At 46.6% G+C, this 14,974-nt stretch carries 11 protein-coding genes; 5 read left to right on the top strand and 6 right to left on the bottom strand.

The features are described from left to right. Window positions 1–31 precede the first annotated feature (31 nt). From B0681_RS08985 to B0681_RS08975, 3 genes are all read left to right on the top strand, one after another. Entirely contained in the window at window positions 32–1,279 is a 1,248-nt protein-coding gene (locus B0681_RS08985; protein ID WP_078318424.1) for a replication-associated recombination protein A, read from the top strand. A gap of 83 nt (window positions 1,280–1,362) precedes the next feature. Continuing rightward, window positions 1,363–2,460, top strand: a complete 1,098-nt coding sequence (ribBA, locus tag B0681_RS08980; RefSeq protein ID WP_078318392.1) for a bifunctional 3,4-dihydroxy-2-butanone-4-phosphate synthase/GTP cyclohydrolase II — start codon at window positions 1,363–1,365, stop codon at window positions 2,458–2,460. Window positions 2,461–2,661: 201 nt separating this feature from the next. Then, entirely contained in the window at window positions 2,662–2,913 is a 252-nt protein-coding gene (locus tag B0681_RS08975) for a GlsB/YeaQ/YmgE family stress response membrane protein (protein ID WP_078318391.1), read from the top strand. A 115-nt stretch (window positions 2,914–3,028) separates the two neighbouring features. Here B0681_RS08975 and B0681_RS08970 read toward each other — a convergent pair whose 3' ends face one another. The 3 genes from B0681_RS08970 to B0681_RS08960 all read right to left on the bottom strand — a co-directional run bounded on the left by B0681_RS08970 (window position 3,029) and on the right by B0681_RS08960 (window position 8,292). Then, a complete protein-coding gene (locus tag B0681_RS08970; protein WP_078318390.1) occupies window positions 3,029–5,638 on the bottom strand; it encodes a prolyl oligopeptidase family serine peptidase in 2,610 nt (869 codons plus the stop codon). 100 nt (window positions 5,639–5,738) lie between these two features. Next, window positions 5,739–6,959, bottom strand: coding sequence for a porin (locus B0681_RS08965; RefSeq protein ID WP_078318389.1), 1,221 nt, complete (start codon window positions 6,957–6,959; stop codon window positions 5,739–5,741). Between the two features lie 31 nt (window positions 6,960–6,990). Further along, entirely contained in the window at window positions 6,991–8,292 is a 1,302-nt protein-coding gene (locus B0681_RS08960; RefSeq protein WP_158077932.1) for a porin, read from the bottom strand. A 391-nt stretch (window positions 8,293–8,683) separates the two neighbouring features. On the opposite strand from B0681_RS08960, the gene B0681_RS08955 reads away from it, so the two are divergent. Both B0681_RS08955 and B0681_RS08950 read left to right on the top strand, forming a co-directional pair. After that, window positions 8,684–9,175 (top strand): Rrf2 family transcriptional regulator, encoded by a 492-nt coding sequence (locus tag B0681_RS08955; protein WP_078318387.1) that lies wholly within the window; start codon window positions 8,684–8,686, stop codon window positions 9,173–9,175. A gap of 161 nt (window positions 9,176–9,336) precedes the next feature. Next, window positions 9,337–11,574 carry a nitric-oxide reductase large subunit gene (locus B0681_RS08950; RefSeq protein WP_078318386.1) on the top strand — a complete coding sequence of 746 codons (2,238 nt, stop codon included), beginning with the start codon at window positions 9,337–9,339 and terminating at the stop codon, window positions 11,572–11,574. A 187-nt stretch (window positions 11,575–11,761) separates the two neighbouring features. Here the strand turns inward: B0681_RS08950 and B0681_RS08945 are convergent, their stop codons facing one another. Genes B0681_RS08945 through thrC form a run of 3 tightly spaced genes read right to left on the bottom strand, consistent with a single transcriptional unit; the run spans window position 11,762 to window position 14,963 of the window. Then, window positions 11,762–12,376 (bottom strand): L-threonylcarbamoyladenylate synthase, encoded by a 615-nt coding sequence (locus B0681_RS08945; RefSeq protein WP_078318385.1) that lies wholly within the window; start codon window positions 12,374–12,376, stop codon window positions 11,762–11,764. Next, window positions 12,363–13,544 carry a DNA-processing protein DprA gene (dprA, locus tag B0681_RS08940; protein ID WP_078318384.1) on the bottom strand — a complete coding sequence of 394 codons (1,182 nt, stop codon included), beginning with the start codon at window positions 13,542–13,544 and terminating at the stop codon, window positions 12,363–12,365. The genes B0681_RS08945 and dprA overlap by 14 nt, the downstream gene beginning before the upstream one ends. A 3-nt stretch (window positions 13,545–13,547) precedes the next feature. Further along, window positions 13,548–14,963, bottom strand: a complete 1,416-nt coding sequence (gene thrC, locus B0681_RS08935; protein WP_078318383.1) for a threonine synthase — start codon at window positions 14,961–14,963, stop codon at window positions 13,548–13,550. Window positions 14,964–14,974 lie beyond the last annotated feature (11 nt).

Here is a 14,974-nt window from a genome sequence, read left to right as displayed (position 1 = left end):
ATACCACAAACCACAACCAAAACCAACCACGATGAAACCCTTAGCCGAACGAATGCGTCCCACCACGCTTGCCGATGTCATCGGACAGACGCACCTTTTGGGGGAGAATGCCCCTTTGACCAACATTATCCGCCAAGGGTTCTTGCCATCAATCATCTTGCATGGCTCGGCAGGCATCGGCAAGACCACCATCGCCATGCTGCTCGCCCATGCGGTGAATCGCCCCTTTCGCCCCTTATCTGCGGTCAGTAGCGGTGTCAAAGAGCTACGAGAAGTGCTCAGTCATGACGATGGACTGTTTCATGAGCCGCCTGTGGTGTTCGTCGATGAGATTCACCGCTTTAATAAAGCCCAACAAGATGCGCTGCTACAAGCGGTCGAAACTGGCGAGATTACCTTTATTGGTGCAACCACCGAAAACCCATCATTCAGCGTCAATAATGCACTACTCTCCCGCTGTCAGGTGTATAAGCTACATCCACTTGAGCCGCATGAAATCACCGCACTGATCAAGCGTGCCATCCAAAAAGACGCCATACTTAAACAAAAACAAATTATTATCAATGACTTAACAGCACTGATCGACCTATCCCAAGGCGATGGACGGCGAGCGATGAATTTACTGGAGCTCGTCGCTGCAGGCAGTGAGCCTGTGATTGTTGATAATGACAGCGTCACGGCGGTGGCAGGTCAATCCTTGGTACGCTATGACAAATCGGGTGATAATCATTATGACCTAGTATCAGCGATGATCAAATCCATCCGTGGTAGTGATGCTGATGCTGCCTTGTACTGGATGGCTCGGATGCTCACAGCAGGCGAAGATGCCGCCTTTATCGCACGTCGCCTGGTCATCGCCGCCAGCGAAGATATCGGACTTGCCAACCCAAACGCCCTATTGATCGCCGATACTGCTTTGCGTTCGGTACAGTCAATCGGTATGCCAGAAGCTCGGATTATTCTTGGTCAAGCGGTGGTTTATCTTGCCAATAGCCCCAAATCCAACACAAGCTACAACGCCATCAATGCCGCCATGAAGCTTGCTGAAAATGACCAATCGCCCGTGCCACTGCATCTGCGAAATGGTGTCACCAAGCTCATGCAAGCGGACGGCTATGGTGTCAGCTACATCTATCCACACGACTATCCCAACCACTACCACCCACAGCAATACCTGCCAGATGCCCTGCTCGGCACTCGCTTTTATCAGTTTGGTGATAATCAAAAAGAACAAGCCAACTATGCTTTTATCAATTGGCTAAAACAAGGCAGTGCATGAAAATTTCCCAAAATCCACTGACAATCCTTTATAATAACTCAATCGCCCCGATATAAACACGATAATCACAACAGGTAATTATTATGACAATGAACAGCATCACCGAGATCATCGAAGACATCAAAAATGGCAAAATGGTCATTCTCATGGATGACGAAGACCGCGAAAACGAAGGCGATTTGATTATGGCGGCAAGCCACATCACCCCTGAAGCGATCAATTTTATGATTACTCATGCGCGTGGGCTTGTGTGCTTGACACTGACCGAAGCGCGTTGTCAGCAGCTTGATCTACCATTGATGAGTGATAAAAATGGCGCCAAATTCAGCACCAATTTCACCCTATCCATCGAAGCTGCCGAAGGCGTCACCACAGGCATCTCAGCATCAGACCGTGCCACCACCGTGCGTGCAGCCGTCGCCCCCAATGCCAAGCCAACCGACATCGTACAGCCAGGGCATATTTTCCCGATCATGGCAAGAAAAGGCGGTGTCTTGCACCGTGCTGGACACACCGAAGCGGGCTGTGATTTAGCACGCCTAGCAGGACTTGAGCCAGCATCGGTGATTGTTGAGATTATCAAGCCAGATGGCGAGATGGCACGCCGTGATGACTTAGAAATCTTTGCCAAAGAACATGGGCTAAAAATCGGTACCATCGCTGATTTGATTCAGTATCGCATGGCAACTGAGCAGACGGTGAGCGAAGTTGAGCATTTCCCAATCACCACCGAGTATGGCGAATTTACCGCTTATCGCTTTAGTGAGTTTGGCTCAGAGGATGTGCATTTGGCATTTGTCAAAGGCACACCGACTGCCGATGGCATCAGCACTGTGCGTGTGCACAGCTTTAATCCGATGAAAGATTTGTTCGGCATCCATGCCACAGGTAGCCACTGGACCATCCAAAACGCCCTTGCGAAGATTGCCGACAGCGAGCATGGTGTGCTGGTGTGGATTGGTCATGGTGATGAGATGGGCGTGGCAGATGCATTCGATGCATTAAAGGCCACCACCAATCCTAGCAGTCAAAACCGCCGCGCCCCGTATCAAACCATTGGAGTCGGCGCGCAGATTCTAAAGCACCTAGGCGTGACCAATATGCGTCTGCTGTCGAGTCCAATTAAGTTCAATGCCTTATCTGGCTTTGATTTGAACATCGTTGAGACGGTGGATAAATGAGATAAAATAAAACAGCCAGCACGGCTGTTTTTTACAGTTCTGTAAGGTTGTTAAGCCACTACAACCGAACCCATACCACACTTACACAGCTACAACCCACAAGGCCAATTATCTTAGCTACAATACACTTAAGGCATAAGTTTGGATCAAATGACGCATGGTTATTTGACTTGCTTATAAAGTAAATTAGGAGTAATAATTATGATTTGGACATTGATTGTTGGTTTTGTTGTCGGTCTGCTTGCTCGCGCCATCAAGCCAGGTGCTGACAGCATGGGTTGGATCCTAACCATTGTTTTGGGTATCGCTGGTGCTTATGTCGGTTCGTTCATCGCTGGTTTGTTTGGCATGAGTGCCAATCAGGGCTTTGGTTATCTGGTGTTCTCGGTGATCGGTGCCATCATCATTTTGTTCATTTATGAGCTATTGACTGGTAAGCGTCGTCGTCCATAATCCTTGAATATCAATTATCTGATATCTAAAGTCCCTAATAAATGATGAATCATTCATTCTAAAAACAAACCCCGTACCAACTAAGTACGGGGTTTGTTTATTAAGCAGTCTATAATTACTGCTGATTTTCGAGTAATTTTTGACGATTTTTCAAAAATTCTTCGTGCTCTTTGGCTTCTTCTTCCAAGCGCTTAGCACCTTTGAGTTCATCTTCGCTTGGTCGGTTGGTGATGGTAGAGACGCTCGTGATGCCCATCTCATGCAGGCGGAAAGCTGTCACAATTTGGTAATTATTCTTACGATCAACCCAAGTTCGTGCACTATGGCCTTGGTTTTCGGCAGCATGCAAGAACACTGGTCTGTCACAAGCTTGATGCCCTTGTAGGGCAGCGGCAAACTTATAAGAATGCGATGGTGTCACACGGTCATCACGCTTTGAAGTCATCACGATGGTTGATGGATAGCAAGTACCTGCCTTGACATTGTGATATGGTGAATAACTCTTCAACTTCTCATACATCTCAATGCTGTCGTATGGCGTGCCGTATTCATCCACCCAGTACCCAGTGTGATAATTGTCCTGATGGCGTAGCATATCCAGCACGCCGACTTCTGGCAGTGCCACACGGTATTTACTTGGATTGAGTGTCATCGCCGCACCAACCAATAGACCACCATTGGACGCACCAGAAATTGCCAAATAGTCAGGCGATGTATAGCCTTGATTAATCAGATAATCCGCCGCTGCTTCAAAGTCATCAAAGACATTCATCTTATCCAGACGCTTACCAGCCTTGTGCCACTCTTCACCGAGTTCAGCGCCACCGCGCAGGTGTGCTGTCGCCCAAATACCGCCATGCTCAAGCCAAGTCGCACGATCAAAGCGGAAATAATGATCTGATGCCAAGCTAAAACCGCCATAACCATACAGTACAGTTGGATTTTTGCCATCTAGCACCGTGCCTTTCTTATAGCTGATCACCATTGGGATTTTGGTGCCATCTTTGGATGTGTAGGTCACATTCTTGGTTTCGTAATTTTCAGTCACGAACGGATACAGGTCACGACGGCGCACATCGATCATTTGTCGCTTGGTTGGGCTGTATTTATAAATCGTGCGTGGCTGAATGGTGCTATAAAAACGGAATGTTACATAGCTTTCATCGCTATCATCATTGGCAATCAGTGGATCATGCACAGGCTTGCCGTGACTACCTTCTTCGGCAACAACCGAATACAGATCGTCCGCATTACCCCCTGCTGACGGTGTCAAATCCTCAATCATGCGCCCTTTTGCATCTGCAATCACGACACGGTGCTCGCCATTTTTGGAATAATTGATCAAGAAATAGCCATCGCCCTTATCATGATAAACAGCTTCTAGAATTTCATCATACTCGGCTGGTGCAGGGACGACCACTTCTCGTTTTTTTAGGTTATTAAGATTAGACTTAATAATCTCGCCTTTTGGATTATTTTCTTCAGAAATAAACCACACATCCAGCGTTTTTGGATCAAAGTGGACATATCGCGCCAAGAAACCATGTGTAAAGGCATCAGGATTGTGATATTTTTTATCAAAAAACTTTTGATTGTGGATGCGATAATATTTGCCTGTGTGCAAATCTTTGATATAAAAATTCTCAACAGGTGATGAATGCTGAATTACCAAATAGCGATTGTCATCGCCCTCTAGCCACAAATCTTCAATCCACTGCTGTAGATGCTTTTGGCTCACTTCAATCTTATCATTGAAGCTGTTTTTGCTCACATCACGCATATGCACTTCAGGCCAGCCGCCGTTCGTGGTTGGGAAGTAGAATCTGGTATCATCCAGCCAAGCAATCGCTAGGCCCGAATAAGAGATATTTTGGATTGGCGTGGTAACATCTTGACCAGTTTTTGAGTCAAGCACACGGATATAATACTTGTTCGAATCGGCATCACCATCACGCATGATTAAGGCGACATAAGTACCATTTTCGCTAGGATACATATCACCATCAGCGACACTGACTCGGCCATCTGAAGACAATAGGCTTTCATCATAAATGATGGTTTGGTTGCCCAAAGGGTCTGTAGTACGAATACGGTTAAAGCCATCTGGCCCGCGGTACATATATAGTTCACCGATGTTATCAAACTTGTATCTGCGAATCAGATGCTCACGATCCATCAGGCTATCGATGTTTTTGCGGATTTGATCATAATAAGGAATATTATTCAGATATTCATTGGTGGCCGCATTTTGGGCATTGACCCAGTCATTGACTTCGCTTGATGTCGGCTCGGCGACGGTTTGTAGCGCCTTAGTGGTACGATTATCAAATTGATCATCTGGTACTTCATTTTCTAGGCGAGTACCGATCAAATTACGCTCACGATCAGCACTGGTTTCTTTGGCATATTCTGGATTGATCGGATCAATGTCTTCTAACCAGCGATATTTATCCACGACCGTCTCGGTAAAATACTGATCAATACCATCATCAGGACGAGGAAAATCTGAAGTATCACTAAAGCTTGTGCTTGATGAGCCAACATAGTTACTTGGTCTGCCATATTCACCAAACATAAAATGATCTTGTTGTTCTTGGTGAACACGCGTGGTTGGATATACCAGCTTTTGACCAGTCGCCTGAGTTTCTTGGGCAAAAACCACATTCGGCACCGCATATGCGCCAGAGACGACCGCCATCAAGACAGCGAGTTTTTTTAGTTTCATGGAATGCTCCATACTCCATTTGTAGAGTAAAATCTATACATCGCCACCGATTTTATTTCAGAAAATCGGTGGTACTTAATAAGTCCAAAATTGCTTTGAATTAGAAAGTGAACGACACGCCAGCACGATAGGCGGTGTTTTCTAAATTTGCAAAATCCTTGCCGTCAAGCTCGTGTTGCAACTCAACACTGTCAATGCGCCCATATAAGCGTACATTATCACGCAGATAATAATCGCCACGAATATATGCACGAGTCTCTTCAGTCTTGGGGAATAAGAATGGTTCATAAGCAGCAGCAACATTTTGCCGGATACCTGTAGCACCAACACTACCGCTTACTACCGTCACGCCCTGTTGATTTTTGCGCTTGGTTTCTTGTTGACCATAGCCTGCGGTCATACTAAAGCGTGGTGTAAATTGATAGCCCAATTTCACACCTACAAAATCAGTTTTTGCGCTGTCAATAACATTACCACTTAAATCATCCTCACCGCGCCCTGCATCGACAGCTGCCAAGAAGTTGCCATGGCGATATTCGACAGAACCTGCATAGCCTTTTGAATCAACAGGCACCTGATTGCCATTTCTTTGTGGAACATTATTATTATTCACCAGTTGTGGATTGGCGCGAGAGTCTGAATAACCTGCCGCAAAGCGTACGCTGTGATTGTCAGCAATCGGATAACGATAGCTGGCTGATGCACCCCAGCCCTCCACTTCATCATTGCTATTTCGACGCACATCGCTGCTTGATGGTGTGCTATAGTAGGCGCTTAGGTGTAGATTTGGGATGGCAGTATAGTCGGTACGGATTGACGCACCACTAAAAGTATCCAGCGTGGTAAACGTACCTGTACGAGTCACATAGCCGGTGTGTAGGTACTGACGACCCAATGAGATCGAGCCGACATTTAGCTTATCAAAAGCTAGGTTGGCACTATTTAGATACATGCCACTGCCGCTATCAGCATAACCAAAGCCAATGGTGCCAGTTACACGCCAGTCCTGTGGTAGCTTTTGAGAGCCGCGAATATCCATCCATGATGCACCATCATCTTGGCCCAAACGAGTGCGGCGATCTGTGCGCTCCTCATAAGTACCAGTTACCAGTTGTCTTGGATCGCTTGTAATACTTGTCCAACCTGGTTGATCATATTGATAAGTAAATTGCTCGCGGTCATTTTTGAAATGCACATTCACTTCACCATTGACATCTAGGCTAAGACCGTCTTTTTTGTACAGATTATATACCGCTGATGACTGAGTAGAAATCACGCCTGATGCGACAGCGACAAATAGTGCTAATGCTTTTAGTTTCATAATAAATCCTTAAAATAAAATCAATATCAAATTAGAAGCTAAAACTCACGCCTGCAAGATAGTTCAGCGAATCACGCTTACTAAATGCACCTTCGGCGATATAGTTTTTGGTCTTGATGCCAGAGACTTCACCTGTGAATGTGATGTTGTGATACAAATCATAAGAAGCACCTACGGTGTATTGCTTTTGCTTGACTTCATCAAATACCAAAGTCTCATTCACTCCAAGTACGCCTGCACTTAAGAAGTCTTGATAACTGATTTGATTGCCATCCACGCCATCTTTTTTCGATTTACGCTCACCATAAGACGCATAGGCAGTCATGCGTGGGGTAAACTCATAATCCACTCGTACGCCATAGTTATCGGTCTTGGCACGGTTATAAAATTCACCAGTAAATTCTTCAGTAGATTTACCACCATCGACAGACAGCGTCCAATCATCCAGCTGATAGCTTAGGCCAATTGCTGTTGCTTCTTTTTCTTTTGGCGCGGTATAAAAAACCTTTTCCCAATAATCCGTGTAGCGGTCAGCAGGGCCATAGGTCCAAGTTGAACCGTCACCATAAAAGTCCACTTCACGCTTGCCCTTGGTATGACCTGCACCAATGGTAATATTATGGCGAGGTGCAAATGAATGCGTATAAGATGCTGCCAAACCATAGCCTGAATGCAGTCCAGCATCTGCCGTTGAGCGTGTATCACCCGACTCTGGGAATGCGTGGTACGCCGATAGTGTCAGATTAGGAATCGCTGTATAAGATGCCGATACTGCCGAACCAACAGTATCCAATGGGTTATAGGTGCCTGATGTCGCAATGTCCGCTGTCGCAAACGCACTGTTTGAATTGACACCCAATGAACCGATCTTGCTGTGCGTGATGGTTGCACCATAAGAGTAGCCGCGGCGAGCGCTTTCTGATGGCATCGTCCACAGACCGACTGTACCGTAGATGCTTACATCACGAGTCAGCATCTGATTGGCAGAGAAATTCACCGTCGCACTATCTAGTCCTGATAACCGTGTACGCTCATCCGTGTCGCGGCGGTCTTGATCGGCAAATACATCGGCCATCGTACCGATATAGCTTTCATCCACATCTGTAGTCTCAGGATTGTCAGCAACATCATAGACGCTTGGATCGCCATACAGATAGGTAAATTTGCCAGAATCTTTGGTAAAGCTTGGGCTAAGCGTGCCTGAAATACCAAGCTGCAAACCATTACGCAGATTATTATCAAGCCATACAGCCGATGCCGATGTAGAAATCAGACCAGCACTTACCAAGGCAGCAGATACCGCTAGCGGCATTGAAAGGATTTTAAACAACATAAAACAAGCAGTCCTTAACTTGTGGGTGTCACAGAACAGCATAACAATTTGGATTTTGTAACAAACTGTTATAACCTTGAAAGGTTGGATAAATATATCGCCATTTTTATAAAAATGCAAACACAATCGGCCTGATTTTTATAAATATTTTCTATAGGTATTATTATTTATTGGCATATATCTTAAATTTTAAATAGTAATCATGTATAATATGAATAATAATAGTTGAATCACGCAAAGTGTTAGCGGTTGTTATGCTGTATTTTTTCAAGCCTTACTGTAGTATTTTTATGAGTGATGATCTTATTATTCTCATGAAAAAAGGTTTGATTATTTTCACTATTTTTGTCATCATACCTGCAAAATTTAGCTCAATTATTCCAGGACAGTCATGAGATTGACCAGTTATAGCGATTATGCGTTGCGCTCATTGATTTATTTGGCGGTCAAACCACGCAGCGATGAGATCGTCAACATCGCTGACATCGCTGACAGTTATCGCATTTCAAAAAACCATCTCACCAAGGTTATCCATCAGCTGGGAAAGCTTGGATATATAGATACCGTGCGCGGTAAAAATGGCGGGATTCGCCTGTCGATGCATCCCAAGCAGATCAATATCGGCCAATTAATTCGACACACAGAAAGTGACTTTGCGCTGGTGCAATGCTTTGAGGAAATCAAAGATAAAAATAAAGACACCACCTTAATACCGACCGTGAATTTTAGCACCACAAGCACCAGTTACTGTGCCATCGCCCCTGCCTGCACCCTAAAGTCTGCCATTGCTGAGGCCGCTGAGGCTTTTATTCGGGTGCTTGATGGCTATAGCTTGGATGATTTTTTGAAAAATAAAGACGAGCTGCTTGTGCTGCTTAACTGAGCGATTTTTAAGATTTTTAAACACGCTTACTTGATTTTTTCTACCAATGCTCGTAAAATTACGCTTGTAAAGATGTATTTTATATATATCTTTTAATTTTTCCAAGTTGATCCACACTTTTTTCTGATCATTTTTCCCTATCAAGCCACAAGGAGCAAGAGATGGGTAATTATAAAAAGCATTGGTATTGGCTGATCGGCACCCTGCTCATCGCCTTTACCCTATTGGGCTGGGGTGGTGTCGAAGTCTATCGCCAAGCACCGCCAATTCCTATGCAGTTCGTCAGCAGTCAGGGCGATGTCATCATGACCGAAAAAGACATTTTGGATGGTCAATCGGCATGGCAGACCACAGGCGGTATGCAGCTGGGCTCTGTGCTTGGTCACGGCGCGTATCAAGCGCCTGACTGGACAGCCGACTGGCTGCATCGCGAGCTTGTCGCTTACCAAAATATCCAAGCCAAAGCACTGTACAATAAGGCATTCGATGAACTGAGCTTCGCTGAACAAGCAGGCATCAATGAGCAGATGAAGCAAGAATATCGCAGCAGCGCCGCTAATGGCACTGAGACGGTTGTGCTGTCTGATGCGCGCATCCAAGCGATCGAAGCGGTTGCGCCGTATTACATCGATCTGTATGGTGATACACCTGAGCTTGTCGGTACGCGCGAAAGTTTCGCGATGAAAAACAACACCTTACCTGATGTCACTGCGCGTGAACGCTTGGCGGATTTTTTCTTTTGGACCAGTTGGATCGCATCAGCTGAACGCCCTGGTACGGATGCGACTTTTACCAATAACTGGCCGCATGAGCCATTGATTGACAATGTACCGACCGCCGAGAATATCATTTGGTCGATCGCATCGGTGGTATTTTTGATCGCAGGTGTGGGCTTTATGATTTGGATTTGGGCGTTTAAAAAACCCGAAGAAGAAGTTATTCACACGCCAAGTGCCGATCCTTTGACCAAGCTTGCACTAACCCCATCACAAAAAGCACTGGGCAAATATGGCTTTTTGGTCGCGGCATTATTCGTCGCCCAAGTCTTCGTCGCTGGCGTCGTCGCGCACTATACGGTCGAAGGTCAAGCCTTCTACGGCATTCAGCTGTCTGATTATCTGCCTTATTCGCTGCTGCGCACATGGCACATTCAGCTTGCGCTGTTTTGGATTGCGACAGCATTTTTGGCAGCGGGTCTATTTTTGACACCGATTATTAATGGCGGTAAAGATCCTAAGTTCCAAAAGCTTGGTGTGGATATTCTATGGGTAGCTCTCGTCATTGTCTGTGTCGGCTCGTTTGCGTCGCAGTACTTCGCCATCGCACACATTTTGCCTGCTGATCTGAATTTCTGGTTCGGTCATCAGGGCTATGAATATGTCGATTTGGGTCGTTTTTGGCAAATCCTAAAATGGGTCGGTGTGCTGATTTGGCTTGTACTGATGATGCGTGGCTGGGTCAATGGCTTTAAACAACACGGCGACAAAAACCTGCTTGCCATCTTCGTCGCATCAGTACTGTGCGTGGGTCTGTTCTATGGCTCAGGGCTGTTCTACGGTGAGCGCACCAACATCGCCATCATGGAATACTGGCGCTGGTGGGTGGTTCATCTGTGGGTAGAAGGCTTTTTTGAAGTCTTTGCCACCGCATCATTTGCCTTTATCTTTTATAATCTGGGTTTGGTCAGCTATCGCACTGCCACAGGTTCTGCCATCGCATCAGCGGCGCTGTTCTTGGTCGGCGGCATTCCAGGCACTTTCCACCACTTGTACTTTACAGGTACGACCACGCCGATTATGGCGATGGGTGCGTCATTCTCAGCCTTAGAAGTTGTGCCATTGGTGGTGCTTGGCTATGAAGGCTATGAGCATTATTCTAAGCAGCATCAAGCGCCTTGGATGCAAAAACTGAAATGGCCAATCCTATTCTTCACCGCTGTGGCATTTTGGAATATGCTTGGTGCGGGTGTGTTCGGCTTTATGATCAACCCACCGATCTCACTGTTCTATCTACAAGGCTTGAACACCACCGCAGTGCACGCACACGCTGCCCTGTTCGGGGTGTATGGCTTCTTGGCGCTAGGCTTTGTGCTGCTGATTGTGCGCTATCTGCGCCCTGAGCATCGCTTTGATGATAAGCTGATGAAGCTTGGTTTTTGGGCACTGAACATTGGTCTGGTACTGATGATCGCCACCAGTCTGTTGCCAATCGGCATCTTCCAAGCGCACGCCGCCATCACCGAAGGCTTGTGGTATGCGCGTAGCGAAGGCTTTATGCAGCAAGGGTTTCTTGAGATCTTGCGTTGGGTGCGCACCTTTGGTGATGTGGTATTCATCATCGGTGCGGTGGCAGTAGCTTGGCAGATTGTCAAATTAGTCTTTGCCAAAAAATCATCCTAACCACCCCCTTGTTTAGCACATAAAAACAAAACACCGCTTATTCACTAGGCGGTGTTTTTACTATAAATTAAGATGCTTTAAAAGCATAAAAAATTTGAAAAAGATCAGGAATAAGCGAAGTTGTACGGTTATTACTGCAAGTGATTTTGACTTAAGTATATTTCAAAGTTGGCAGACGATAAAAAATTCAACGCAAAACCTTACCCGTCACCAAATCCATGATACAGCTCGGCTGATCAAAGCCCAAACCATCAGCATCCAGATATGCTACACGATCGCCAAATGCTGCCATCGCTGTATCAAGCGTCGTGGCAGGTGGCTGACCTGAACGGTTACAACTCGTTGACACCAAAAAGCCATAAGGGTTTTGGTGAGAGACCAGATGCCGACACAGCTCACTTAGTAGCGGATGTGTGGTGATACGCACCGCAAGCGTATCGTGATCGCCTGTAAGAATCTTTGGCAGATGACCAGCTTTGACAGGCATAAGCCAAGTCAGCGCTCGTTGATGAGAGGCGGTATAAGCCATTGCAGCCTGTTCAAGTTTCTCCCAATCAAAAGTTTCATGTGAAACATCAAGCAGTGGCTGCAGTCGGCAGGCGGTATCGCTCAGCACGATCAGCCCCTTACCCAAATCCCGATTTTTTAGGCTGATGACTTGATCAAGCGCGTGTGGGTGACTGGCATCACACCCCAAGCCCCAGACACTTTCGGTTGGATAAGCCAAAACACCGCCAGCCTTGAGATAAGCACTGACAGCATCGATATCCTCGGCAGCAAAGATGTGTTTAACTTTTGGCATATCTGCCGCCTGTTTGTTGAATCAAGCCCAAGATTTCAAGCTCCATCAGCGCAGATAACAGCTGTGCCACTGGATGGCCACTCATCATCACCAACGCATCCAGATCGCGCGGCTCATCCATCATGTCATAGACAGCTGACAGATGTTCAGGGACAATGACAGTGGATTTGTTGGGCGTGGATACAGCAGGCGTTGTCGCTGATGACAGCTCGGCATAGACCGACATGCCTTGGCTGAAAGTTTTTGGCAAAGCATTAAAAAAACCCCCACCTTGATTAAGATCTTCGATGATCTGCTCAGGATGATAAATCAGCGTCGCACCCTCACGGATCAAATGATGGCAGCCCTCAGCATTGGGATTATTGATACTACTTGGAATTGCAAAGACTTGTTTGCCCATTTCGGCAGACAATCTGGCGGTGATGAGCGAGCCGCTTTGTAAGGCTGCTTCTGTGACCACGGTGGCCAGTGATAGGCCTGCCACCAGCCGATTGCGTCTGGGGAAAGTATGTTTGCTGGCTGGCGTCGATGGCAGCAGTTCGCTGATCAAGCAGCCACCTTCAGCCACGATCTGTGCAAACAGTGCGGTATGATTTCGCGGATAACACACATCGATGCCAGTTCCCATCACGCCAATGGTGCGCCCAGACAGGGCAGGCAGCTGCGCCAGCGCCCCCAAGTGCGCCTGTCTATCCACACCTTGAGCCAGACCACTGGTCACCACAAATCCAGCCTGCACCAAGTATTGTGCCAAATCAAAAGTGATTTTTTGGGCATCTTCGGTAGGGGTTCGGCTGCCGACGATGGCAATTTGGCGTTCGTTGAGTCTGGATAAATCCCCTCGATAAAACAGCACCGGTGGCGGATCATAAATCGCCATCAGCGCCTGCGGATAATCCTCATCGCCCAAAAAACACATTGAATAACTGCCGATCGACACATCATGAGCGACTTTATCGATGAATGCCAATGTATTGGCCTCATCTTGCCAGCGATCGATGTGCGCTGCATGGATGCCCAGCGCCTGCCAATCGGACTTGGCAGCCGTCAGCGCTGACTTAGCATCACCAAAGCGCTCGCTAAGCTTACGATACGAGATCAGTGAGGCATTGGTCACATACCAAAGCGCCAACATCGACTGTTGACGCGTCACAGTTGCATACGCCATCGATCAGCGCGCAGTCACATACTGCTCGATCAGCGCTGCCACCGCTTTGGCATCATTATCCACCACCACCACGCGCTGCGGCTTATCCTCAAGGCCGATGGTATGCTCAGGGCGTGGCAGAGTGATGTCGCCCACCGCTTCGATGATGGTATCTTCAAATTTGGCAGGCAAAGCAGTTTCGGCCACCAAAATCTGCTCACCTTCATGCTGCAGATCCATTGCCACTTTTACGCCATCGGCAGTGTGCGGATCGATCAGTCGGCCTGTTTGTTCATAGACTTGCTTGATGGTATTGATGCGATCTTGGTGTGTAGATTTGCCTGCAGCAAAACCAAATTGGCTCGTCACAGTAGCAAGTTTATCAGACAAATCAAACCCCTTGCCAACTCTCACATCGCCGAACAGCTGCGCGACTTGCTCGCTGTTTTTATCCAATAATAAAAACACAAAACGCTCAAAATTTGATGCCTTTGAGATGTCCATCGAAGGGCTTGAGGTGACATAAGTTTCGTTCGATTTGCGCGGTGTGTATTTGCCAGTATTAAAAAATTCATTCAGCACATCATTTTCGTTGGTCGCCACAATCAAGCGATCGATTGGCAATCCCATCTCACGCGCGATGTGACCTGCACAAATATTGCCAAAATTTCCCGATGGCACACAAAAGCTGATTTTTTGGCTGTTATCAGTTGTCGCAGCAAAATAACCTTTAAAATAATAGACGATCTGCGCCAAAATACGACCCCAGTTGATCGAATTGACAGTGCCTAGGCTGTATTTGGCCTTAAATTCAGCATCTTCTTGTAGTGATTTGACAATATCTTGACAGTCATCAAACATGCCATCGACTGCAATATTGTGGATGTTGGCATCATCTAGACTATACATTTGCGCACGCTGAAAAGCACTCATTTTGCCATTCGGCGACATCATAAAGACCTCGATGTTGTCTTTGCCGCGTAGGGCATATTCAGCCGCACTGCCTGTATCACCAGAAGTGGCACCGATGATGGTCAAGCGTTCGCCTTTTTGTTTGAGCACATATTCAAAGGCATTGCCCAAAAATTGCATCGCGACATCTTTAAAGGCAAGCGTCGGGCCATTGGACAATTCAAGTAATGAGATATTATCATAAAGCTTGGTCACTGGAATGATCTCATCACTGCCAAAGGCTTGTTTGGTATAGGTTTTATTGATAATATTACGCAAATCCTCAGCAGGAATGTCGGTGGCGTACAGCGACATGATCTCATATGCCAGCTCAGTGTAGTCAAGTTTGCGCCACGCATCCAAAGTGCTCTCATCAATGGTTGGGTAAGATTGCGGCAGCATCAAGCCACCATCTGGGGCAAGACCCATCAAAAGCACATCACTAAATGCCATCGGTGCCGTATTGCCACGGGTGCTGATATATTGCATAAGATCTCCAA

It is taken from the genome of Moraxella porci DSM 25326, assembly GCF_002014855.1.
GTDB classification, from domain to species: domain Bacteria; phylum Pseudomonadota; class Gammaproteobacteria; order Pseudomonadales; family Moraxellaceae; genus Moraxella; species Moraxella porci.
This window is presented reverse-complemented; position numbering and strand designations above follow the sequence as displayed.